The organism is Sphingosinithalassobacter sp. CS137 (genome assembly GCF_014334115.1).
Lineage (GTDB): Bacteria > Pseudomonadota > Alphaproteobacteria > Sphingomonadales > Sphingomonadaceae > Sphingomonas.
This window is the reverse complement of sequence record NZ_CP060494.1, coordinates 1,431,182-1,451,918: the sequence shown is the minus strand read 5'-3', so window position 1 is coordinate 1,451,918 and position 20,737 is coordinate 1,431,182. Positions and strand designations below refer to the sequence as shown.

The 20,737-nt window shown below is 67.5% G+C and carries 28 protein-coding genes; 23 read left to right on the top strand and 5 right to left on the bottom strand.

The annotated features are described in order from the left end of the window. The first annotated feature begins 59 nt into the window (after nt 1–59). The 6 genes from H7V21_RS07190 to ruvA all read left to right on the top strand — a co-directional run bounded on the left by H7V21_RS07190 (nt 60) and on the right by ruvA (nt 3,785). Nucleotides 60–1,163 carry a S41 family peptidase gene (locus tag H7V21_RS07190; RefSeq protein WP_188056146.1) on the top strand — a complete coding sequence of 368 codons (1,104 nt, stop codon included), beginning with the start codon at nt 60–62 and terminating at the stop codon, nt 1,161–1,163. A 42-nt stretch (nt 1,164–1,205) separates the two neighbouring features. Beyond that, nucleotides 1,206–1,445 carry a DUF2312 domain-containing protein gene (locus H7V21_RS07185; protein WP_188056145.1) on the top strand — a complete coding sequence of 80 codons (240 nt, stop codon included), beginning with the start codon at nt 1,206–1,208 and terminating at the stop codon, nt 1,443–1,445. A gap of 31 nt (nt 1,446–1,476) precedes the next feature. Further along, nucleotides 1,477–1,797 (top strand): heavy metal-binding domain-containing protein, encoded by a 321-nt coding sequence (locus H7V21_RS07180; protein WP_188056144.1) that lies wholly within the window; start codon nt 1,477–1,479, stop codon nt 1,795–1,797. Nucleotides 1,798–1,950: 153 nt separating this feature from the next. Continuing rightward, entirely contained in the window at nt 1,951–2,694 is a 744-nt protein-coding gene (locus H7V21_RS07175) for a YebC/PmpR family DNA-binding transcriptional regulator (RefSeq protein ID WP_188056143.1), read from the top strand. Beyond that, the gene (ruvC, locus tag H7V21_RS07170; RefSeq protein WP_188056406.1) at nt 2,691–3,176 is read left to right on the top strand and encodes a crossover junction endodeoxyribonuclease RuvC; all 486 of its coding nucleotides are present in this window, start codon (nt 2,691–2,693) and stop codon (nt 3,174–3,176) included. The genes H7V21_RS07175 and ruvC overlap by 4 nt, the downstream gene beginning before the upstream one ends. Before the next feature lie 9 nt (nt 3,177–3,185). Then, the gene (gene ruvA / locus H7V21_RS07165; protein ID WP_188056142.1) at nt 3,186–3,785 is read left to right on the top strand and encodes a Holliday junction branch migration protein RuvA; all 600 of its coding nucleotides are present in this window, start codon (nt 3,186–3,188) and stop codon (nt 3,783–3,785) included. Here ruvA and H7V21_RS07160 read toward each other — a convergent pair. After that, nucleotides 3,676–4,302: a hemerythrin domain-containing protein gene (locus H7V21_RS07160; protein WP_188056141.1), complete on the bottom strand. Its 627-nt coding sequence runs from the start codon at nt 4,300–4,302 to the stop codon at nt 3,676–3,678. The genes ruvA and H7V21_RS07160 overlap by 110 nt on opposite strands. Before the next feature lie 107 nt (nt 4,303–4,409). Here H7V21_RS07160 and ruvB point away from each other — a divergent pair, with 107 nt between their 5' ends. From ruvB to H7V21_RS07100, 12 genes are all read left to right on the top strand, one after another. Further along, entirely contained in the window at nt 4,410–5,432 is a 1,023-nt protein-coding gene (gene ruvB / locus H7V21_RS07155; RefSeq protein ID WP_188056140.1) for a Holliday junction branch migration DNA helicase RuvB, read from the top strand. Nucleotides 5,433–5,475: 43 nt separating this feature from the next. Then, on the top strand, nt 5,476–5,934 hold the full coding sequence (locus tag H7V21_RS07150; protein WP_262504046.1) for a YbgC/FadM family acyl-CoA thioesterase: 459 nt from the start codon (nt 5,476–5,478) through the stop codon (nt 5,932–5,934). Nucleotides 5,935–5,940: 6 nt separating this feature from the next. After that, nucleotides 5,941–6,633 (top strand): protein TolQ, encoded by a 693-nt coding sequence (gene tolQ / locus H7V21_RS07145; RefSeq protein ID WP_262504045.1) that lies wholly within the window; start codon nt 5,941–5,943, stop codon nt 6,631–6,633. A gap of 43 nt (nt 6,634–6,676) precedes the next feature. After that, nucleotides 6,677–7,123 carry a protein TolR gene (tolR, locus tag H7V21_RS07140; protein WP_188056138.1) on the top strand — a complete coding sequence of 149 codons (447 nt, stop codon included), beginning with the start codon at nt 6,677–6,679 and terminating at the stop codon, nt 7,121–7,123. Nucleotides 7,124–7,134: 11 nt separating this feature from the next. Then, nucleotides 7,135–7,941, top strand: coding sequence for a cell envelope biogenesis protein TolA (locus H7V21_RS07135; RefSeq protein ID WP_188056137.1), 807 nt, complete (start codon nt 7,135–7,137; stop codon nt 7,939–7,941). Then, nucleotides 7,938–9,305 carry a Tol-Pal system beta propeller repeat protein TolB gene (gene tolB / locus H7V21_RS07130; protein ID WP_188056136.1) on the top strand — a complete coding sequence of 456 codons (1,368 nt, stop codon included), beginning with the start codon at nt 7,938–7,940 and terminating at the stop codon, nt 9,303–9,305. Before H7V21_RS07135 ends, tolB begins: the two co-directional genes overlap by 4 nt. A 65-nt stretch (nt 9,306–9,370) precedes the next feature. After that, the gene (pal, locus tag H7V21_RS07125) at nt 9,371–9,880 is read left to right on the top strand and encodes a peptidoglycan-associated lipoprotein Pal (protein ID WP_188056135.1); all 510 of its coding nucleotides are present in this window, start codon (nt 9,371–9,373) and stop codon (nt 9,878–9,880) included. A gap of 99 nt (nt 9,881–9,979) precedes the next feature. After that, nucleotides 9,980–10,963, top strand: a complete 984-nt coding sequence (locus tag H7V21_RS07120; RefSeq protein ID WP_188056134.1) for a mechanosensitive ion channel family protein — start codon at nt 9,980–9,982, stop codon at nt 10,961–10,963. A 75-nt stretch (nt 10,964–11,038) separates the two neighbouring features. Continuing rightward, nucleotides 11,039–11,938 carry an SPFH domain-containing protein gene (locus tag H7V21_RS07115; protein WP_188056133.1) on the top strand — a complete coding sequence of 300 codons (900 nt, stop codon included), beginning with the start codon at nt 11,039–11,041 and terminating at the stop codon, nt 11,936–11,938. Nucleotides 11,939–11,955: 17 nt separating this feature from the next. Continuing rightward, nucleotides 11,956–12,180 (top strand): toxin-antitoxin system HicB family antitoxin, encoded by a 225-nt coding sequence (locus H7V21_RS07110; RefSeq protein WP_188056132.1) that lies wholly within the window; start codon nt 11,956–11,958, stop codon nt 12,178–12,180. Continuing rightward, nucleotides 12,170–12,487, top strand: coding sequence for a hypothetical protein (locus H7V21_RS07105; protein ID WP_188056131.1), 318 nt, complete (start codon nt 12,170–12,172; stop codon nt 12,485–12,487). The genes H7V21_RS07110 and H7V21_RS07105 overlap by 11 nt, the downstream gene beginning before the upstream one ends. Nucleotides 12,488–12,603: 116 nt before the next feature. Further along, nucleotides 12,604–12,879, top strand: a complete 276-nt coding sequence (locus H7V21_RS07100; protein ID WP_188056130.1) for a hypothetical protein — start codon at nt 12,604–12,606, stop codon at nt 12,877–12,879. Between the two features lie 39 nt (nt 12,880–12,918). Here the strand turns inward: H7V21_RS07100 and H7V21_RS07095 are convergent, their stop codons facing one another. Both H7V21_RS07095 and H7V21_RS07090 read right to left on the bottom strand, forming a co-directional pair. After that, nucleotides 12,919–13,764: a S1/P1 nuclease gene (locus H7V21_RS07095; RefSeq protein ID WP_188056129.1), complete on the bottom strand. Its 846-nt coding sequence runs from the start codon at nt 13,762–13,764 to the stop codon at nt 12,919–12,921. Between the two features lie 10 nt (nt 13,765–13,774). Next, a complete protein-coding gene (locus H7V21_RS07090; RefSeq protein ID WP_262504074.1) occupies nt 13,775–14,740 on the bottom strand; it encodes an isoaspartyl peptidase/L-asparaginase family protein in 966 nt (321 codons plus the stop codon). Between the two features lie 176 nt (nt 14,741–14,916). Here H7V21_RS07090 and ispG point away from each other — a divergent pair, with 176 nt between their 5' ends. Genes ispG through H7V21_RS07065 form a run of 5 tightly spaced genes read left to right on the top strand, consistent with a single transcriptional unit; the run spans nt 14,917 to nt 18,180 of the window. Beyond that, a complete protein-coding gene (gene ispG, locus H7V21_RS07085) occupies nt 14,917–16,035 on the top strand; it encodes a flavodoxin-dependent (E)-4-hydroxy-3-methylbut-2-enyl-diphosphate synthase (protein ID WP_188056127.1) in 1,119 nt (372 codons plus the stop codon). Nucleotides 16,036–16,089: 54 nt separating this feature from the next. Continuing rightward, entirely contained in the window at nt 16,090–16,443 is a 354-nt protein-coding gene (locus tag H7V21_RS07080; protein WP_188056126.1) for a hypothetical protein, read from the top strand. Beyond that, a complete protein-coding gene (locus H7V21_RS07075; protein WP_262504044.1) occupies nt 16,440–17,342 on the top strand; it encodes a DMT family transporter in 903 nt (300 codons plus the stop codon). Before H7V21_RS07080 ends, H7V21_RS07075 begins: the two co-directional genes overlap by 4 nt. After that, on the top strand, nt 17,339–17,818 hold the full coding sequence (locus tag H7V21_RS07070; RefSeq protein WP_188056125.1) for a GNAT family N-acetyltransferase: 480 nt from the start codon (nt 17,339–17,341) through the stop codon (nt 17,816–17,818). Before H7V21_RS07075 ends, H7V21_RS07070 begins: the two co-directional genes overlap by 4 nt. A 2-nt stretch (nt 17,819–17,820) precedes the next feature. Further along, complete coding sequence (locus H7V21_RS07065) at nt 17,821–18,180, top strand: TfoX/Sxy family protein (protein WP_188056124.1); 360 nt, start codon at nt 17,821–17,823, stop codon at nt 18,178–18,180. A gap of 41 nt (nt 18,181–18,221) precedes the next feature. On the opposite strand, the gene ppa is transcribed toward H7V21_RS07065, so the two are convergent. Together ppa and H7V21_RS07055 are read right to left on the bottom strand one after the other, a co-directional pair. Beyond that, nucleotides 18,222–18,761, bottom strand: coding sequence for an inorganic diphosphatase (gene ppa, locus H7V21_RS07060; protein ID WP_188056123.1), 540 nt, complete (start codon nt 18,759–18,761; stop codon nt 18,222–18,224). A 33-nt stretch (nt 18,762–18,794) separates the two neighbouring features. Next, entirely contained in the window at nt 18,795–20,708 is a 1,914-nt protein-coding gene (locus tag H7V21_RS07055; protein ID WP_188056122.1) for a M61 family metallopeptidase, read from the bottom strand. Nucleotides 20,709–20,737: the final 29 nt, after the last annotated feature.

The following is a 20,737-nucleotide window of genomic DNA, read 5'->3' as shown; positions in this document are numbered from 1 at the left end:
GACCGCGCGCACCTAGTGTATTATCTACCTATATCACTAGATCGGTGATGGAGGCAGCGATGCGGCGTGCGATGTTCCTGGGGCTCGGATTGGCGGCGGCGGCTTCGGCCTCTGCGGCAGTGGCGCATCAGGCGGTCGCGCTCGTGGCGCCCGCGCCCGCGCCTGGTTTCGACCTCGCCGAAGGGAAGCGCGCGGTCGCGGTCCTCGCCGAGGAGCTCGAACGGACCTTCGTCTTCCCCGATGTGGCGCGGCGCTATGCCGCCCGGCTGCGCGAGCGGCTCGCGGACGGCGCCTATGACCGCGCCGCCGATGCCGCCGCACTCGCGACGATGGTGACCGAGGATCTGCAGGCGGTGGCGCCTGACGGGCATCTGAAGATGCGCCCGCCGCTGCCGGCGGCGGCGGAAGGCGAACCGGCACGGCGGCGCGTCTATCCCGATCCGATGGAGCAGGCCGGCTGGATCGCCGACGGAGTTGCCTATGTGCGGTTCAACGCCTTCCTCGGCAGCGCCCAGCAGGTCGCCGATTTCGAAGCCTTTCTCGACGGCCACGAAGGCGCGCGCACGCTGATCATCGATGCGCGCACGCACCATGGCGGCGGGCTCAGCGAGATGGATGTGCTCTTCCCGCGCATCTTCACCGAGCCCAGAACAGTGATGGTGATGGACACGCGTGCCAGCGTTGCGGCGGAGGAGGGCGGGCTGCCATTCGATTCGCTGGTGCAGGTGTCCGCGCCGGCCGAGCTGCACCGCGCCGAACATCGCGTCGTGCCCCGGTCCGAGCGCTCCGCCTGGGCGGATACGCGCATCTTCCTATTGACCTCGGGCCGCACCGCGTCCGCCGGCGAGCATCTGGCGACCGTGCTGAAGGAAACCGGCCGCGCCACGTTGATCGGCGATACGACTGCCGGAGCGGGCAACTACGGCGGCGGCATCGATCTGCCCGGCGGCTATGACGCCTTCATTCCCGTCGGCCACAGCTATTTTCCGGGAAAGCAGGGCTGGGAAGGTGTCGGTGTGACGCCGCACATCGCGGTCGCGCCCGAGCGCGCGTTGGTCGAGGCGCTGGTCCGATCGGGCGTCTCTGCACAGCAGGCGGAGGCGCTTTCGGCCAGCCACGTGCCGGGCGAGCCGATGGTGCGTCGGCGCCCCTTGCGCTCCTGACCGGAGCGGCTAGACGCGTGCCCTCACACCAGGAGGGAATTCATGAGCGACGTGATCGCTGCCGACCAGCTGCGCCTTTTCATCGAGCGGATCGAGCGGCTCGAGGAAGAGAAGAAGGGCATCGCCGACGACATCAAGGACGTTTACAACGAAGCGAAATCGACCGGTTTCGACGTGAAGACAATGCGCAGCATCGTGCGTTTGCGGAAGATGGAAAAGCATCACCGCGACGAGGCCGAGGCGCTGCTGGAAACCTATAAGGCGGCCCTCGGCCTGGGCTGACGCCCGTCGCGGACAGACGAAGGAGCGATTGATGATCCTGAGCACGACCAATTCGATCGAGGGCAAGACGGCGACTCGCTACCACGGCATCGTCGCATCCGAAGTGATCCTTGGCGCGAACGTCTTCCGCGATATCTTCGCCGGCATTCGCGATTTCGTCGGCGGCCGGTCGGGCAGCTACGAAAAGCCGCTGCGCAAGGCGCGCGAGATGGCGTTCGAGGAGATCGCCGATCAGGCGAAGGGGCTCGGCGCGAACGCAGTGATCGGGATCGACATCGATTATGAAGTGATCGGCGAACAGGGATCGATGCTGATGGTGTCGATCTCCGGAACCGCCGTCACGCTGAGCTGAGACGACGCGCGGCGCGCTCGCTTTTCCGGTCTGTCCTGAGTAGCCACTGTGCATGCCGAAGTGGCGTATCGAACCGCCCTTCGATACGGAGACTTCGACTTCGCACAGTTCCCCACTCGAGGCGAACGGATGTGAGAGAGATTCGAGAGACCAATGGCAGGCCATTCCAAGTTCAAGAACATCATGCATCGCAAGGGAGCGCAGGATAAGAAGCGCTCGGCGATGTTCTCCAAGCTGAGCCGCGAAATCACTGTCGCGGCTCGGATGGGTACGCCCGATCCCGACATGAATCCGCGGCTGCGCGCCGCAGTCAACGCCGCCAAGGCGCAGTCGATGCCGAAGGATAATATCCAGCGCGCGATCGACAAGGCCGTGGGCGGCGATACCGAGAGCTATGAGGAAATCCGCTACGAAGGCTTCGGCCCCGGCGGCGTGAGCCTGATCATCGAAGCGCTGACCGACAATCGCAATCGCACCGCGACGAACGTGCGCACCGCCGTGTCGAAGAACGGCGGCAATCTCGGCACGGCCGGCTCGGTGAGCCACGGGTTCGACCGCATGGGCCTCATCAGCTACCCGGCAAGCGCAGGTGACGCAGAGACGGTGTTCGAAGCCGCGCTGGAGGCGGGTGCCGAGGACGTCCAGTCGGGCGAGGACGGCCATGAGATCTGGACCGCCGCCGATTCGCTGCACGAAGTGGCAAGCGCGCTCACCCCCGTCCTCGGCGAGCCCGAAGGCGCGAAGCTCGCGTGGCGCCCGCAGACGATGGTCGAGGTTGGCGAGGATGATGCGGGCACGCTGTTCAAGCTGATCGACGCGCTCGACGACGACGACGACGTGCAGACCGTCTGGGGCAATTACGAAGTCTCCGACGCGGTGATGGAGAAGCTGGGCTGATCCTGCTCGGCCTTGACCCTGGCCTGGGGACCACCGGCTGGGGGCTGATCCGCGCGGAAGGCAACCGGCTGAGCCATCTTGCCAATGGTCAGCTGAAAACCGATGCGAAGGCGCCGCTCGCCCGGCGCCTCGCGCATCTCGATGCGATGCTCGCCGCGCTCATCGCCGATCGCGCGCCCGAGGCGGCTGCGGTCGAGGAGGTGTTCGTCAATTCGAACCCGCAGTCGACGCTCAAGCTGGGGCAGGCGCGCGGAGTGGCGCTTTGCGCGCTGGCACGGGCCGGGATCGAAGTCGGCGAATATGCTCCGCGCCTCGTCAAAAAGGCGGTCGTCGGCACTGGAACGGCGGAAAAGGCGCAGGTCCATGCGATGATCGCGCGCCTGCTTCCTGGCGCCAGGATCGCCGGAGCCGATGCGGCGGATGCGCTGGCGGTCGCCATCTGCCACGCGCACCATCTGGCGTCGGCGCGCCGGACGTTCTAGGTCCGTTCCATGATCGCCCATCTTACAGGCAGGCTGGCGAGCACCGGCGCGGATCACGCGGTGATCGACGTGAATGGTGTCGGCTATCTGGTCGGTGCTTCGGCGAAGACGCTCGAGCGGATCGGAATCACCGGCGACACGGTGACGGTGCATACCGAGATGTTGGTGGCGGAGGATTTCATCCGGCTGGTCGGCTTCGCCAGCGCCGAGGAGCGCGACTGGTTCCGCCTGCTGACGAGCGTGCAGGGCGTCGGCGCCCGCGTCGCCCTGGCGATCCAGTCGGTGCTGACGGCGGACGAGTTGCAGGGGGCGATCGCACGCGGCGATTCCGCGATGGTGGCGCGTGCCAACGGCGTCGGGCCAAAGCTCGCCCAGCGCATCGTCAACGAGCTGAAGGACAAGGCAGGCGTCGTGCTGGGCAGCGGCGGCGCCGGAGCATTGGCCGCCCCCGCCGGCGGCGCGGCGGCCGATGCCGTTTCCGCCTTGCTCAACCTCGGCTTCAAACCCGCCGAGGCGAGCGCGGCGGTGAAGGCGGCAGGGGAAGAACTGGGCGAGGGCGCAGGCCTCGACGCGCTGGTGCGGCGCGCGCTTCGGAAGGCGGCGAAATAGCGGCCGGCGGAATCGCCTCCTCGCGGTCGACGCCGAACCAGGCGCGCATTTTCCATCCGGCGGCGGCCCAGTTGTGATCCTGTTCGGTCCGCAGCACCGGAAGGTCGGGCGCCGAATCGAGATGCGGCAGGAGCTCGGCCTCTTCCCGGGCGACGCGATCGTTCAGCATGCGGATCATCTGCGCCGCCATCGCCCGATAGGTCTGCCAGTCGGCGGCGACGGCGTCGGCGGTCCAGCGTTCGGAATGCTGTTCGAAGCGCGCGTAGAGTTCGAACGCTTCCCTGCGGAACCGTTCGCCGGTCGCCTGGACCAGCGGATCGGGGTGATTGCGCAGCCGCGCGTAGACGACACGATCCTTGAGCTGAAGATGCCGCATCAGCGTGCGGGCGAAGGTCCAGCGGATCTGCGCGAGGCTTTCGCGCAGAGGCGGCTCGGGCGAGGTGCAGATGGCGTGGAGCGCTTCGATGGCGGACTGCAGGGATTTCTGGTCGAGGAACAGCCGTTCTACCGGGGTCACGCGATACTCCTGTTGCCGGTGCGATCAGATCAGTCCCTATGTTATAGACGCTTGCGTCGCCTTCGAACCGCTCGACAGCAGCCCTCAGGAACAGCTAGGGAACGGACGTGACCGATCCCGATCGCATCCTCGCCCCGGAGCGCCGATCCGACGACGTCGACGCGGCGCTGCGCCCAAAGGCGCTCGACGAATTCGTCGGGCAGCGCAGTGCGCGCGAGAATCTGCGCGTGTTCATCGAAGCCGCCAAGGCGCGCGGCGATGCGCTCGACCATGTGCTGTTCTTCGGCCCGCCCGGGCTCGGCAAGACCACGCTGGCGCAGATCGTGGCGCGGGAAATGGGCGTCGGCTTTCGGGCGACATCCGGCCCGGTGATTGCCAAGTCGGGCGATCTCGCCGCGCTGCTCACGAATCTGGAGGACGGCGACGTCCTGTTCATTGACGAGATTCACCGGTTGGCGCCGGCGGTCGAGGAAGTACTCTATCCGGCGATGGAGGATCGCGCGCTCGATCTGATGATCGGCGAGGGGCCGTCCGCCCGGTCGGTCCGCATCGATCTGCCGCGCTTCACGCTTGTCGGTGCCACTACGCGTCAGGGGCTGCTCACCACGCCGCTGCGCGACCGGTTCGGCATTCCGATCCGGCTGCAATTCTATACAGTGGGCGAGCTGGAAAAGGTCGTCGCGCGCGCCGCGGCGCTGCTCGGCCTTCCCGTCGCTGCCGATGGTGCACAGGAAATCGCGCGGCGCTCGCGGGGCACGCCGCGCATCGCCGGCCGGTTGCTTCGGCGGGTGCGCGATTTCGCCAATGTGGCTGGCGCGGAACTGGTCGATGCAAAGGCCGCGGACGCGGCGCTCAACCGGCTCGAGGTCGATGCGCTCGGGCTCGATGCGATGGACCGCCGCTATCTCACCATGATCGCCGACATCTACAAGGGCGGCCCGGTCGGCGTGGAGACGCTCGCCGCCGGTCTGAGCGAGCCGCGCGACACCATCGAGGAAGTGATCGAGCCCTATCTGATCCAGCTCGGCCTGGTCGCCCGCACTGCCCGTGGACGCTGCCTCAATGCCGCCGGCTGGAAGCATCTCGGCATCGAACCGCCGCAGGGCGCGCAGGACGGGCTGTTCGACTGAAGCCGGCTTCCCCGTCAGCATGTCGTTCGCTACCCGCGCAGCCGTGAGACAGGAAGCCGCACCGCTCGAGCCGCTCGGCCATTTCCAGGATGGCGAGCATCACTTCGTCCTGCGTGTCTATTTCGAGGACACGGATCTTACCGGAGTGGTCTATCACGCGAATTATCTGCGCTACTTCGAGCGTGCCCGATCGGATATGCTCGCCGCGGCGGGCGTCGATCAGCGCGCTGCGTTCGAGGCGGGCGAGGGCGCCTATGCGATCCGCGACGCGCGGCTGCGCTATCGGGCGCCCGCGCGGCTTGGAGACACGCTGACGGTGGTCAGCCGCCTCGTCGAATTGCGCGGTGCATCAGTGGACATTCATCAACGAGTCATGCGTTCGGGGATCATAGTGGCGGAAGTGGAGATCGAGGCGGTGTTCGTGGCGCCGTCCGGGCGGCCGCGCCGACAACCCGCCGCCTGGGTGGAGGCGTTCGCGCCATTGGTTTGGAAGGGGGACTGAGCCTCGATGGAGTTTCTCGCGACGACCGACGCGGCGACCATGTCGCCGTTCGCATTGTTTCTGCAGGCGGACTGGGTGGTGAAGGGCGTGATGCTCGGCCTGCTGCTCGCCAGTATCTGGACATGGGGCATCATCATCAGCTTCGTTATCCGCATCGGCGGGGTGCGGAAATCGACCGACCAGTTCGAGCAGGAATATCGCGAGGCGGACGACATGGACGAATTCCATCGCCGGATCGCCGGACGCAACATCGCTGTTGCCCGCGTCTTCTCGGCGGGAGTCACCGAATGGCGCCGCTCGACCGCCGGCGCGACAGTGGATCGCAGCGGCACGCGCGAGCGGCTGGCCACGGCGATGGGCGCCACGGTGGCACAGGAGATCGATCGGCTGTCGGATCGCCTCAACGTGCTGGCGACCGTGGGCTCGGTCGCGCCGTTCGTGGGCCTGTTCGGCACGGTGTGGGGCATCATGCGCAGCTTCACGGCGATCGCCGCGGAGCAGAACAGCTCGCTCGCAGTGGTTGCGCCGGGTATTGCCGAGGCGCTGTTCGCAACCGCGATCGGACTGTTCGCGGCCATCCCGGCGGTGATCGCCTACAATCGCTTCAGCCATTCGATCAACAAGGTCGAGGCGCGGCTGAACCGCTTCGCCGATGGCTTCCACGCCGCGCTCAGCCGCAAGCTGGAGGCGCAGACGTGAGACCGGCCGGGACCATGTTTCTGCGGCGGGCAGGGGGCGTCTGATGGCGATGCAGCTGCCTTCGCAGCGTGGCAAGGGCCGGCGCGCGCCGATGGCCGAGATCAACGTCACGCCGCTCGTCGACGTGATGCTGGTGCTGCTCATCATCTTCATGGTCACTGCGCCGCTGCTCACCGCCGGCGTGCCGGTGAACCTGCCCGAAAGCCGCGCGAAGGCGCTCGAGCAGGACCAGCAGCCGGTGCAGATCTCGATCGACGAGACCGGCGCCATCTTCGTCGACGAAGCGCCGGTCGCCGCCGACGCGCTGCCGCCGCTGCTCGATCAGATCGCCCAGCGCACCGGCGCCGAGGCCCGCCCGCCACAGGTGTTTCTCCGCGCCGATCAGGCGCTCGGATACGGCAAGGTGATGCAGGTGATGGGCGAGCTCAACCGCGCCGGACTCAATCGCGTCTCGCTCGTTACCGCCGCGACCGGCGGCGGCGAGCAATAAGGGCGATCGGCGTGGACCGGACGGAGGGCACCGGCATCGGGCTTGCATTGATCGGCCATGCGGCGGTGTTCGGCGCGCTGTCAGCGAGCTTTCTCACCACGCCGAATCCGGTCGAGCTGAAGCAGCAGCCGATCGAAGTCTCGCTGACCGACGAAGTTGCGCTCGAAAGCATGTCGCAAGTGCCCGATGCCGAGGTGCCCGCCGCCCAGCTCTCCGAAGTCGAAGCGCCGGTCGAGCCGGATACTGCGCCGCCCGAGCCTGCCGACGAGCCCGAGCAGGCCCCCCAGCCGCGGCAGCAGCCGCCTGCGCCCGCGCCGCGACCCGACCCCCGCCCCGCCGAGAAGGCGGAGCCGCGCCGACCGACTCCGCCCGCCCCGAAGGCGGCGCAGCGCCCGCGCGAGCAGCCGCGCCGCCCGACCGGACGGCTCGACGGGCTGGAGATCGGCCGTTCGGACACGCCCTCGCGCAGCGAATCGACGACGCCTCCCGCGGCGACGCTTGGCCCGCAGGTCCGTTCGGCGCTCGTCGCCGAGATCCGCCGCCAGCTCAAGCCGCACTGGACTGCGCCGACCGGCGCAGACGCGGACCGGCTGGTCACGATCTTGCGCGTGCGGCTCAATCGCGACGGTTCGCTCGCCGCGCGGCCGCAACTGGTGGAGCAGACCGGAGTCACCCCCAGCAACCGGGCGCAGACGGAATTGCATGCCGAACGTGCTATACGTGCGGTCGAGCTCGCGGCACCGTTCCGGTTGCCTGATGAGTATTACGACGCCTGGCGCGTCATCGAGCCCAGTTTTGACAGGAGGCTTTCGCTGTGAAGACGTTCCTTGCCCTCGCCGCCGCAGCGCTGTTCACCGCAGCGCCAGCGCTGGCGCAGGACACTCCGTTGCGCGATCCCGTCCCGACCGCACCTGCGCAGGATGCGCCGCTGCGGGTAGACGTGACCGACGAGAGCGGCGCCTCCGATCTCGTGATCGCCATTCCAGCGATGCCGACCTCGCAGAATGTGCAGACGGCGGCGGGCTCGACCACCGATCTCGGACGGCAGATCGCCGAGGTGATCGAGGCGGACCTGCGCAACACCGGCCTGTTCAACACGATCGGGCCCAATCAGGCGCGCGGCATCGGCTATACCGAAGTCACGTCGCCCGATTTCACCTTCTGGTTCGGCAATCGCGCACAGGCGCTGGTGCAGGGCTATGTACGCGCGAGCGGCAATGGGCTGACGGTCGGCTGCTATCTGTACGATGTGGCGCTGCAGACCGAGCTGGTGCGGCAGGGCTTCGTCGTTTCCGCAGGGGATTGGCGCCGCGCCGCCCACAAGTGCGCCGATGCGATCTACACCCGCCTCACCGGCGAAGGCCCGTATTTCGACAGCCGCGTCGTCTATGTCTCGGAAACGGGGCCGAAAGACCGGCGCATCAAGCGGCTGGCGATCATGGACCAGGACGGTGCCAACCATCGGTTCCTGACCAACGGCCAGTCGATCGTGCTGACGCCGCGCTTCGCGCCCAACCATCAGTCGATCGTCTATATGAGCTATCAGAACGATCGGCCCTCGCTGTACGTCTATGATCTCGACAGCGGCCGCCAGCGGCTGCTCGTCGACGATGCGAACCTCACCTTCGCGCCGCGCTTTTCGCCTGACGGGCGCTGGGTGCTGTTCTCGATGGCGGTGGGCGGCAATACCGACATCTACCGCGTCAGTGCCTCGGGCGGATCGCCGCAGCGGCTGACGAATTCGCCGGGCATCGACACCGGCGGCAGCTATTCGCCCGACGGCAGCCGTATCGTCTTCGAAAGCGATCGCGGCGGATCGCAGCAGCTCTATGTGATGAACGCAGACGGTTCGGGGCAGCAGCGGATCAGCTTCGGCGGCGGCCGCTATGCGACTCCGGTGTGGAGCCCGCGCGGCGACCTGATCGCCTTCACCCGGCTGGGCGGCGGCGCGTTCCGGATCGGCGTGATGAGTCCGTCGGGCTCCGGCGAGCGGCTGCTGACCGATGCCTGGGGAGACGAGGGGCCCAGCTGGTCGCCCAACGGCCGCGTCCTGATGTTCTTCCGCGCCGGGCAGGGAGGTGGCGCCGATGTCTGGTCGGTCGACCTCACTGGCGTCAATGCGCGTCGTATTCCGACTCCGCTCGGCGGATCGGACCCGAGCTGGGGGCCGCTCCGTCCGTGAACCGGGGCGGCGAGTTGCGCGTAGTAGCCCGAGCTTCGGGCGATGAGGTTTCAAGGAGGAAGGCCATGAAGAAGACGACCACTCTGTTGATCGGCGTCGCACTGCTCGCAACCGCGGGCTGCGCGAAGAAGCGCCCCGAGGTGCTGCCGCCGAGCCCCGGCACGACCACGCCCACGCCGCCGCCGGGTGGCGACACCACGACGGGCGTCATCCCCGGTTCGCCCGAGGATTTCCGGCGCTCGGTGATGGGTGACACCGTCTATTTCGCGCTCGACCAGCATGACATCGATGCCGAGGCGCGCGCGATCCTCGACAGCCAGGCGCGCTGGCTGGCCCAGTATCCGAACCGCCGCATCACCATCGAAGGCCATGCCGACGAACGCGGCACGCGCGAGTACAACCTCGCGCTCGGCGATCGTCGCGCCAACTCGGCCAAGAACTATCTCGCCGCGCGTGGAGTCTCGCCGGCACGGATCACGACGATCAGCTACGGCAAGGAGCGCCCCGTGGCGCTCGGCTCGAACGAGTCGGCATGGGCGCAGAACCGCCGCGCGGTGACCATCGTCCTGAACTGAGCCGGTTCGGCACGAATCCGGGGAGGGGAGGCGCCCGCCGGCGTCTCCCCTTTTTGTTGCGCTGGCGGAACCGCCGCTCCGCCCCCGCATTGGCCTGCCATGTCCGTCGCCGCCACCTCCACCGAAACCGCTGCCCGACTGCGCGAACCGGTCGATCTGGTAACGGAGACGATGGAGGGCTGGGTCGACGGCTTCTATGCCCAGCTTCCCAGCGTGGTCGCGGGGCTCATCTTCCTGCTGCTCGCGTGGATCGTGGGCAAGCTGCTGGCGCGGCTGGTGCGGCGGATAGCGGTCCGGCGGCGGCGCCCCGATCTCGGCAATCTGCTCGGGTCGCTCGCTTTTGGCGGACTCATGGTGGCGGCGCTGCTGGTGGCGGCCGCGATCATCTTCCCAACGGTGCATCCGGGAGACATCCTCGCCGCGCTCGGCATCGGATCGGTCGCGATCGGCTTCGCGTTCAAGGACATTCTGCAGAATCTGTTCGCGGGCGTGCTGATCCTGCTGCGCCGCCCCTTCCTTCAGGGCGATCAGATCGAGGCGCAGGGCTTCGAAGGCACGGTCGAACATATCGAAAGCCGGGCGACCTTGCTGCGCACCTATGACGGGCGCCGAGTGATCATCCCGAACGCCGACATCTATACCTCTCCCGTCGTGGTCAATACAGCCTTCCCGGTGCGGCGCGACGAATATGACGTCGGCATCGGTTTCGGCGACCGGCCGGCCGAGGCCGCCGGCAAGTTCCTCGAGGCGATCCGCGGCCTTGAGGGGATCGTGGCCGAGCCGGCGCCCGAGGTGCTGCCGTGGAGTCTCGAAGACAGTGCCGTCGTGCTCAAGGTGCGCTGGTGGACCGATTCGCAGCGTACCAGCGCAGTCCACGCCCGTGCCCGCGTGATCCTGGCGCTCTACGAGACCGCAAAGTCGCACGGGATCGACTTGCCTTTCCCCACCCAGGTGCTGCTGTTCCACGACCAGACCGAGGAAACCGACGGCGACCGCACCCGGCAGCGCGAAGGCTGGCCGCCAGGCGACCGGCCGCCCCGCCCGCGTCCGGCGCTGTCCGGGCGGGGCGCCTCGGGCGCCTGACGCGCGGCTTTCCGATTTCGCTTGCCCCATTCCCTCCTGCGATATAAATCCGATATCACAATTAAGGAGGCGGACATGAATGACTTCGCTGCCCACGCCCTGCGCAACAGCAAAGAGCGCCCGGCACATACTTCGAGCGGCTGGATCCCGCTCCTGCTGGCGTTCGTGCTGCTCGTCGCGACCGTCTTCGCCGGCCTGCAGTTCGGCAGCTATCCCGAGTGGCAGGTCGCAGTGGCGGTCGGGATCGGCTCGCTGGCCGTCTTGTTCATCGCGGTCGGCTTCTATCTCCTCCAGCCCAATCAGGCGGCGGCGATCCTGCTGTTCGGCGATTATCGGGGCACCGATCGCGCCACCGGCCTGCGCTGGACCTGGCCGTGGCTCACGAAGCAGAAGATCTCGGTTCGGATCCACAACATCACGTCCGAGCGGCTGAAGGTGAACGACCTGCGGGGCAATCCGATCGAAATCGCATCGAACGTGGTGTGGCGCGTCGCCGATACCGCCCAGGCGCTGTTCGACGTCGACGACTATCGCGAGTTCGTGAACATCCAGATCGAAAGCGCCGTGCGCGCGATCGGCTCGCGCTACCCCTATGACGATTTCGAGGATGCGAAGATCACGCTGCGCGGCGACGCCGACGTGGTGAGCGACGAGATCAAGGTCGAGCTGCAGGAACGCGTCGCGGTCGCGGGCGTCTCGATCGAGGAATGCCGGCTCACCCATCTCGCCTATGCCTATGAGATCGCCCAGGCGATGCTGCGGCGCCAGCAGGCCGAGGCAGTGGTGGCGGCACGCGCGACATTGGTCGAGGGCGCGGTCGGCATGGTCGAAATGGCGCTCGAGCAGCTTTCGGCCAAGAATGTGGTCGAGCTCGACGACGAACGCCGCGCGGCGATGGTTTCGAACCTGATGGTGGTGCTGTGCTCGGAGCGCGACACCCAGCCGGTGGTGAATGCAGGCTCGCTCTACCAGTGAGCGGCTGAGGAGCTGGCGTGGCGGCACCCCCGAAGAAGGCATTTCCCCTGCGGCTCGATCCGGCGCTCTACGCCGCGATCGAGCGCTCGGCGGCGAGCGACCTGCGCAGCGTCAATGCGCAGGTCGAGTGTCTGCTGCGGGAAGCGCTGTCGAAGCGCGGGGTGAAGCTGGCGGAGCCGGTGCAGCGCAAACGCGGTCGTCCGCCCAAGAATGCCACTGGAGGCGGAAGCAATGACCGATAAGGATCCCTGGTTCACGACCTATCGCGGCCCCGGTCTGCTGCGCGTGGTGCCGCGCAACGCGAAGGGGTGGGGTGTGCTGCTCGCCTTCCTGCTGGTCACGCTTGCGCCGTTGCCGCTGGTGATCTGGGTCGCCGGCACAGGCGCGGTGTGGATCGTGATGGTGCCCTATCTGCTGTTCGTCGCGATCGCGTGCGTCCTGCTGATCCGTCTCTCGCTGCGCCGCTCGGAAGTGATCGACATCGCCGAGATGGCACGCGAGCTGAAGGAATTCCGCAAGTGGCGCGAGGATGAGCAGCGTCGGAGATAGCAAGGAGAGACCCGCATGATGACTGCATTGTTCGCCAAGAGAGCGCACCTGCCGTGGCTGACCGCCGGCGGTAGCCTGCTCCTGCTGGGCGGCATCGCGCTGATGGCGCTGGGCGGATGAAACTGCGCGACATCGAGCGCCATTTCGAGGTGCGCGAAGGCTATTGGTTCGCGCCCAAGCTGTTCGGCTGGGGCGCGACGCCTGTGACGTGGCAGGGCTGGTTGCTCACCCTCGGGTTCATCGCGGTGTTTCTGCTCGTGATCGCGCTGGTGCCGGGCGAGCTGTTGAAGGCCGCGGTGGGATTGCCGCTGCTGCTCGGCTTTCTCTGGCTCGTCCACAGCAAGACCGAGGGCGGGTTCAGCTGGCACTGGGGGCCCGACAAGAGGCGCTAGCGCCGGGACGGGACAGTGTTGCGGGCCGGGGTAGATGCCTCAGCCCAGCGCCTCGTCGAGCAGCCGCGCGAGGCGCAGGCCGGCGCGCTTGATCTGCTCGCGTGCCGGCTCGACCATTGTCTCGATCGTCTCGTTCGAGAGATGCCCGCGCTCCTGATCGGTGCTGCATGGCTTGCCGTCCAGCGCGGCGGCATAGGCGTGCTGCCGGCTCACTTCCCAGCTCTCGCGGCTCCAATCCTCGACGGATCCCGCGGCGATACGCGCCCGCTCGTCGGCCGGATAGGCATGGACCAGCGACGGCGGCGTCGAGATCGCGCGTTCGGCGAGCAGCCCGTCCCACACGCTGTGCAGGTTCAGCCGATCGGTCGAATAGATGCCGTAGTTGGTCTTGAGCCGGTTGCCGCCCAGATCACCCTTGTCCCCCGCGTGCAGCGGCATGTGCAGGTCGCCGACGAAATGGACGAGGAAAGCGAGCGCCATCACCCGTTCGCGCAGCGGCACCGAGCGATCCTTGAGCAGCGCGGCGTTGCGCGTGACTTGCGCCGAGACGCAATTGCCGTCCTTGCACGCGCTTTCCAGGTCGAACGGCTGACACACGTTCACATTTTGATAGTGCCATGAATAGGCGTAGCTGAACCGCGCGCCGAGCGGCTTGATGCAATCGGCCCACACGCTTGCTTCCTCGATCGTTCCTGCCGGGCAGCTGGGCGTTTCGAGCAGCGCCTGGCGCGCGAGCAGCCGATCGATCGCCGCGCGCGTTTCCGGCGCGACGTTGCGGTAGGCGATCGCGGCGACGGTCTGGTGGCCATATTCCCACCAGGCGAAGGCGGGCGCGGGGGCGAGCAGGAGCAGTGCCGTCAGCGCGGCGAAAAGCGAACGCAACATGGCAGCGCCCTTACTCGGCCTCGCCGTAGAACGCCACTTCGGCTTCGCGGTCCGACGAAATGCGGCCGCGATACATGCCCGGGGTGGTGAAGCTCCACGACATTTCGCCGCTCGGGCCGGTCAGGATCACGCCGCCCGAACCGCCCAGCGCCTGCGTTTCGGCCAGCACCACATCGGCCGCCTCCTGCAGCGTCTCGCCGAGGAAGCGCACGCGCGCGCAGATCTCGTGCGCCACGCCCTCGCGGATGAAATACTCGCCTGCGCCCGTCGCCGAGACCGCGCAGCCGCGATCGTCGGCATAGGTGCCGGCGCCGATGATCGGCGAATCGCCGATTCGACCCCAGCGCTTGCCAGTCAACCCGCCGGTCGAGGTGGCGGCGGCGACATGGCCTTCGCTGTCGAGCGCGACCGCGCCGACGGTGCCATATTTCAGGTCGACGTCGAACCAGTTCGCCTGCCGTGCCTTCAGCTCTTCCAGCTGGCGCAACCGCTCGGGCGTGGCAAACCAGCTGGGATCGACGATCTCGATGTCCGCATGGTCGCGTGCGAATTCCTCGGCGCCCGTGCCGGACAACATCACGTGCGGGCTCTCCTCCATCACCTTGCGCGCAAGGCTGATCGGATGGCGGATCGTAGTGACGCCCGCAATCGCCCCTGCCGCGCGATTGCTGCCGTCCATGATCGAAGCATCGAGCTCGTTCTTCCCTTCCCAGGTGAACACCGCGCCGCGCGCCGAATTGAAATTGGGATCGTCCTCCAGCACGCGCACCGCCGCTTCGACTGCGTCGAGCGCGCTGCCGCCCTCGGCGAGGATCGCCGATCCGGTCGCCAGCGCCGCGTTCAGCCCGGCGGTCACGGCTTCGGCCTGTTCGGGAGTGATCCGATCCCGGGTGATCGTGCCGGCGCCGCCGTGGATCACGAGCGTCCATTCCGGGCGCTGTTCCCCCGGCGTCTGGGCATTTGCGGTAAGCGGCATCAACAACACTCCGAGCAGCACGAGGACGAGGCGCATACGGCACTCCCTGAAGAACGGGCGCCTTGGTAGCAGATCGTGGCGCCCGTGCCACCGGTTGCGCGGAGAGCGTCCTTTCGCCGCGGCCCTGGGAACGCTATATGACGAGCCTCGTACCCGAGCGTTAGCGAGCAGCCCCCATGTCCGTTCGTCCCTGGCGCGATATCGCGCGCCGCCAAAGCCGCCAGATCATGGTCGGCAATGTCCCCGTCGGGGGAGATGCGCCCGTGACGGTGCAGACCATGACCAACACGGCCACCTCCGACGTGAAGGCGACGATCGACCAGATTCGCCGCTGCGAGGAAGCGGGCGCCGACATCATCCGCGTCTCGTGCCCCGATGTCGAGAGCACCAGCGCGCTCAAGCAGATCGTCCGCGCCTCGCGCGTGCCGATCGTCGCCGACATCCACTTCCACTACAAGCGCGCGCTCGAAGCCGCTGACGCCGGCGCGGCGTGCCTGCGCATCAACCCCGGCAACATCGGGTCCGACGCGCGGGTGCGCGAAGTGGTCGATGCGGCCAAGGCGAACGGCTGCGCGATCCGCATCGGGGTGAATGCGGGCAGCCTAGAAAAGGATCTGCTCGAGAAATACGGCGAGCCGTGCCCCGAGGCGCTGGTCGAAAGCGCGCTCGATCATATAAAGCTGCTGCAGGACCACGACTTCCACGAGTTCAAGGTCGCCGTAAAGGCGTCCGACGTGTTCCTCGCGGTCGCCGCCTATCAGGCGCTTGCCGAAGCGGTCGATTGTCCACTGCATCTGGGCATCACCGAAGCGGGCGGATTCGTCGGCGGTACGGTCAAATCCTCGATCGGAATCGGTTCGCTGCTCTGGTTCGGCATCGGCGACACGATTCGCGTCAGCCTCTCGGCCGAGCCCGAGGAAGAAGTGCGGGTCGGATTCGAGATTCTGAAGGCACTGGGCATCCGCAATCGCGGCGTGCGGGTAGTGAGCTGCCCCAGCTGCGCCCGCCAGGGATTCGACGTGATCCGCACGGTGCAGACGCTGGAGGAACGGCTCAGCCACATTCGCACACCGATGAGCCTTTCGGTGCTCGGCTGCGTCGTCAACGGCCCCGGCGAGGCGCGCGAGACCGATATCGGCATCACCGGCGGCGGCGCGGGCAAGCACATGGTCTATCTTTCGGGCGTCACCGATCATCACGTCAGCGACGCCGACATGATCGATCACATCGTCAAGCTGGTCGAAGCCAAGGCCGCCGAGATCGAGGCGACGACCGCCGAACCGCAGGCCGCCTGAGCCTGTCCTCCCATCGCGCACCGCGCTGCAGGCGGTAGCGGAGCCGCCCCGTCCATGCCGACCGCCTCTTCCTACGCCGCCGTGGCCGATGCGCTGGTTCCCGCGGCGCTGCTCGCGGCCTGCAAATATCCGCTGCTGCTCTTTGCGTGGCGCCGAATGCGGCGCGGGGATCGTGCCGATGTCGCCGCAGCGGCCGCTACGTGGATCGGGCGGGGCGCGGCGGTGTTGGCGATCCTGCCCGGGCTGCGACTGGTCGCGCTCGGCACGCAGGGTGGCGCGATCGCGCCCGGGCCGCTCGGGATCGGCCTTGCGATTCTCTCTCTCACTGCCGCGGCGATGCTGGCCGACGATCTGCTGGTGAGCGGGCTGCGGCGGGTGCCTTGCCTCGCTCCTCGCATGCGCGCGTGACCACCCGGCAGCCGGCGTCGCCGGTCGTCGCCTTTCTTGTCGCGACGGCGGGGATCGCGCTCTTCTCGGCGATGGACGCCGTGCTCAAAGGCCTGTCGCTGGCGATCGGCGTCTATGTGGCGCTGCTCTGGCGCAATGCCGCGGGCATCCTGTTCAGCGGGGCGCTGTGGCTGCGGCGCGGCCCGCGTTGGCCGGGCCGCACCGCGCTGCGGCTGCATCTGCTGCGCGGGATCGTGTCGACGGTGATGGCAGTGCTGTTCTTCTGGGGCCTTGCGCGCGTGCCGATGGGGCAGGCTATCGCATTGACGCATATCGCGCCGCTGCTGGCGCTGTTCCTCGCCGCGCTGCTGCTGAAGGAGCGGATCGGGCGGCGCACGGTGTTCGCCTCGCTGGTCGCGCTGGCGGGCGTCGCGACCATTCTCTACGGTCAGACGCAGTCGCAGCTCGGCGACGCGGCGCTGCTCGGCGCGCTGGCGGTGATGGCCTCGGCGGTCTGCTATTCGTACAACATCATCCTGATGCGCCAGCAGGCGCAGGTCGCCGGTCCGCTCGAGATCGCCTTCTTTCAGAGCGCGATCGTCACGCTGCTGCTCGCGCTCGCCGCGCCGTGGCTCGGCAGCGTGCCCGCGCTCGTTCACTGGCCCGCGATCCTGTTCGCGGCGGCGCTGGCCACGGCTTCGCTGCTGTTGCTCGGCTGGGCCTATGCCCGGGCCGACGCGAGCTATCTGGCGCCGACCGAATATACTGCATTCCTCTGGGCATCGTTGCTCGGCTATCTCGTCTTCGGCGAAGTAGTGTCCTTCTGGACGGTCGTCGGCGCGGTGCTGATCGTGGGGGGGTGCATCTGGGCTGCGCGAACGCCCCGCATCGCCCCTGCCACCGTGGAGACCAGCCTGTGACGATCGAACTCCGCGCCGCCGTTCCGGAGGACGTGCCGACGATCCTTCGGTTCGTGCGCGAACTGGCCGACTATGAGCGCGCGCCCGATGCCGTGAAGGCGACCGAGCCAGCGCTGCACAAGGCGTTGTTTGCCGCGCCTCCCGCCGCCGAGGCGGTGATCGCGGAGCGCGGCGGAGCGCCGGTCGGCTTCGCGCTGTTCTTCCACAATTTCTCGACCTGGGAGGGGCGGCGCGGCCTCTCTCTCGAGGATCTCTATGTCACGCCCGCAGCGCGCGGCTCCGGAGTGGGGACGGCGCTGCTCCGCCATCTTGCGGGGATCGCCCGCGATCGCAACTGCGCTCGCTTCGAATGGGCGGTGCTCGATTGGAACACGCCCGCGATCGCCTTCTACGAAGCCATGGGTGCCGAAGCGATGGACGAATGGCGCATTCGCCGCGTCTCGGGCGATGCGCTCGCGCGGCTGGCGGGGCGCTAGCGGTGGCGGTCGACGAGGGGCTGGTCGAATGGGTCCGCGAGGCGCTGGCGCCGATCGGCAGCGTCACGATGCGACGCATGATGGGCGGCGCCACGCTCTATTGCGACGGCACGGTCTTCGCGATCGCAGGCGACGGGGAACTCTGGTTCAAGGCGGATGGCGAAAGCGACGCGCTGTGGGACGCCGAAGCCTGTCCGCGATTCACCTATGCGATGGGCGTGGGCCGCACCGGCAGCATGAACTATCGCCGCGCGCCCGACGCGGTGTACGACGATGCCGATGTGATGCGCCGCTGGGCAGCGGTTGCGATCGAAGCGGGGCTGCGGGCGCCGAAGAGAAAGCCCCGCAGCCGCCCGCGCTGACGATCCAGGCCGGGCGGGAGCGAGTCCCGCCCGCTACCCGCTCAGGCCGCCTTTGCCTGCTCGGCGCGCTCGATCGCTTCGACTACGATGCGACGCGCTTCCTCGGCGCCGCCCCAGGTGCCGACGCGGACCCACTTTTCCTTTTCGAGGTCTTTATAGTGGGTGAAGAAATGCTCGATCTGCTTGAAGACGATGTCGGGCAGGTCGTCCATCTCCTCCACCTTGGTGTAATAGGGGAAGGTCGAATCGACCGGCACGCAGACGAGCTTTTCGTCGCCGCCATGCTCGTCTTCCAGGTTCAGCACGGCGATCGGCCGCGCCCGTACGATGCAGCCCGGAACGAAGGGCGAGCGCGCGACGACCAGCGCGTCGAGCGGATCGCCATCAGGCGACAGCGTGTGCGGTACGAAGCCATAGTTGGCCGGGTAGCGCATCGGCGTGTGGAGGATACGATCGACGAACAGCGCGCCCGATTTCTTGTCGAACTCATACTTCACCGGCTCGCCGCCGACGGGGACTTCGATGATGACGTTCAGGCTGTGCGGCGGATTGTCGCCCACGGGCACCATGTCGATACGCATTCGCTTCCATTCCTGTCTTTTCGCTCGTCCCGGTCAGCGCGGCGCGAGCAGCCGATCGAGGCCAGCCACGCCGCTGACCGTCTTTTCGAGGCGCGGATAGCGCAGGCCATTGTGATAGTCGATGGCCACTTCGCGGTAGCGTTCGCCGCTCTTGACGAGCAGCCGGATCGGCTCGGTCCCGCCCTGCGCGGCGCGAACCGCCTCGGTCAGCGCCTCGGCCGACCAGGCGTTTCCGTTCACCGCGATGATGTCGTCTGCCACGTCGAGCCCCGCCTCGAACGCGGGACTGTCCCAGATCACGGAGGAGATGCCGCCGCTGCGGCTGGTGACGAGCCCGAGCGAATAGCTGTGATCGGCGATGTTGCGGCTCGACTGATAGTTGCGGAACCACGGCGTCGGTTCGTCGGTGTAGACCAGGCGGTAGCCGTTCTCGGTAAAGCCCGCGAGCGGCGCCCGGTCGCTGGTCTGCATCAGCCGTTCGGTCAGGAATTCGGTCCAGTCGGCTTCCACCACGCCGTTCAGCGTCGCGACCACATCTTCGAAGGTGTAGGTCACTTCGCCATAGTCGCCGTCGCGACCGCTGCCGAAGAAGGCGCTGGCGAAATCATCGATCGACCTGCGACCGTTCGTCAGTTCGCGGATCTTTGCATCCGCCTCCAGCCACACCAGCAGACCCTCGTTGTAATAATCCTCGGCGCGCTGCCAGCTGGTCCAGGGCTTGGGGCGGCGCGCGGCGACGATCGGATCGTGGGTGGTGTCGATCAGCGGCCGCCAGCGGCGTCCCACGCGTGCGTCATACGCCGCGGCGACATTGGCGAGCGCGCCGAGCACCTGATCCTTGCTCAGCATCCCGGAACGCGCGGCGAGCACATAGCCCCAGAATTGCGTCTGGCCCTCGTACATCCACAGCAGCGTGTCGCGCATCGGCATGCGGAAATCGGGCGTCCACAGATCGGCGCCGCGGCGGTATTTGCCGTTCCAGCTGTGGACGAACTCGTGCGGCAAGAGGTCGCGGTCGCCGAGCGCATTGTCCCAGTCGCTGAAGTAATCGACTCCGACGCCGTTTTCGGAACTGCGGTGATGCTCGAGGCCGATGCCGCCCATCTCGTCGGTCAGCGCGACCAGAAACTCATATTGGTCATAGGGCTGGGTGCCGAACAGCTTGATCGCCTGATCGACCAGCCGGCGGTGCGCGGCGATCATTTCGGGCGTCGCGGCTTCCAGCATCTCCGGCCGGTCGGCGAAGGCATTGAGGTCGACGCGGTCGCTCAGCTCCCATTCGCGATAATGCGCCCCGGCGAAAACCGGCGAATCGACCAGCACCTGATAGCTCGCCGTCTCGTAGGTATAGGTCGATCCGTCGCGCGTCGCCGGAAGTCCCGACACCGCCGTCCAGCCCTCGGGATAGGTCACGGTCGCGCTGATCGGAATGCGCCGCGTGAAATAGCCCGCCGGATAGAGGCTCATCGACGGGAACTGCAGGTTCATCATGCTCGGCGCGACGACGATCCGCCCCTGGTTCGACGAAACGGCCGAAGTGAACTGGAATTCGGCGGTGATTTCCTCGACGCCCTCCGGAACCACGATGTGAAAGGCATAGACGTCGACCGCGTCGCGCACCCAGGGGATCACCGTGTCGCCCGCGCGGAAGGTGAGGCCGGTCAGCTTCTCGATCTCGCCGCGTTCGGCATGTTTTCCGGGCAACCAGGCGGGATAGAGCAGCACCATGTGACCCGCCTGCGGCACGGGGATCGTCTCGGTCGCGCGAAAGATGCCCTGTTCCACGTCGGTCGCGTCGATCGTCAGGCGGAGCGTGCCGGGATAGTCGATGTCGCGCGCCGCCGGGATGGTGTCGACGATCGGCACCGGCTGCGGCGCCGAAAGCTGCGCGGCGGCAGGCGCGGTGGTGGCGAGCAGAAGGGCGGCGAAAGCGAGCGTGCGGCGCATGGATTTAGCCTTTCGGGGAGAGGCGATGA

Excerpts from the sequence above, each read along its gene's own strand:
- tolQ (WP_262504045.1), top strand. The coding sequence starts at position 5,941 with ATGGAGTTTCTCGCGACGACCGACGCGGCGACCATGTCGCCGTTCGCA.
- tolR (WP_188056138.1), top strand. The coding sequence starts at position 6,677 with ATGGCGATGCAGCTGCCTTCGCAGCGTGGCAAGGGCCGGCGCGCGCCG.
- ispG (WP_188056127.1), top strand. The coding sequence starts at position 14,917 with ATGTCCGTTCGTCCCTGGCGCGATATCGCGCGCCGCCAAAGCCGCCAG.
- H7V21_RS07190 (WP_188056146.1), top strand. The coding sequence starts at position 60 with ATGCGGCGTGCGATGTTCCTGGGGCTCGGATTGGCGGCGGCGGCTTCG.
- H7V21_RS07180 (WP_188056144.1), top strand. The coding sequence starts at position 1,477 with ATGATCCTGAGCACGACCAATTCGATCGAGGGCAAGACGGCGACTCGC.
- H7V21_RS07115 (WP_188056133.1), top strand. The coding sequence starts at position 11,039 with ATGAATGACTTCGCTGCCCACGCCCTGCGCAACAGCAAAGAGCGCCCG.
- H7V21_RS07185 (WP_188056145.1), top strand. The coding sequence starts at position 1,206 with ATGAGCGACGTGATCGCTGCCGACCAGCTGCGCCTTTTCATCGAGCGG.
- pal (WP_188056135.1), top strand. The coding sequence starts at position 9,371 with ATGAAGAAGACGACCACTCTGTTGATCGGCGTCGCACTGCTCGCAACC.
- H7V21_RS07090 (WP_262504074.1), bottom strand. The coding sequence starts at position 14,740 with ATGCCGCTTACCGCAAATGCCCAGACGCCGGGGGAACAGCGCCCGGAA.
- H7V21_RS07100 (WP_188056130.1), top strand. The coding sequence starts at position 12,604 with ATGAAACTGCGCGACATCGAGCGCCATTTCGAGGTGCGCGAAGGCTAT.
- ppa (WP_188056123.1), bottom strand. The coding sequence starts at position 18,761 with ATGCGTATCGACATGGTGCCCGTGGGCGACAATCCGCCGCACAGCCTG.
- H7V21_RS07105 (WP_188056131.1), top strand. The coding sequence starts at position 12,170 with ATGACCGATAAGGATCCCTGGTTCACGACCTATCGCGGCCCCGGTCTG.
- H7V21_RS07080 (WP_188056126.1), top strand. The coding sequence starts at position 16,090 with ATGCCGACCGCCTCTTCCTACGCCGCCGTGGCCGATGCGCTGGTTCCC.
- H7V21_RS07055 (WP_188056122.1), bottom strand. The coding sequence starts at position 20,708 with ATGCGCCGCACGCTCGCTTTCGCCGCCCTTCTGCTCGCCACCACCGCG.
- H7V21_RS07175 (WP_188056143.1), top strand. The coding sequence starts at position 1,951 with ATGGCAGGCCATTCCAAGTTCAAGAACATCATGCATCGCAAGGGAGCG.
- ruvA (WP_188056142.1), top strand. The coding sequence starts at position 3,186 with ATGATCGCCCATCTTACAGGCAGGCTGGCGAGCACCGGCGCGGATCAC.
- H7V21_RS07095 (WP_188056129.1), bottom strand. The coding sequence starts at position 13,764 with ATGTTGCGTTCGCTTTTCGCCGCGCTGACGGCACTGCTCCTGCTCGCC.
- H7V21_RS07120 (WP_188056134.1), top strand. The coding sequence starts at position 9,980 with ATGTCCGTCGCCGCCACCTCCACCGAAACCGCTGCCCGACTGCGCGAA.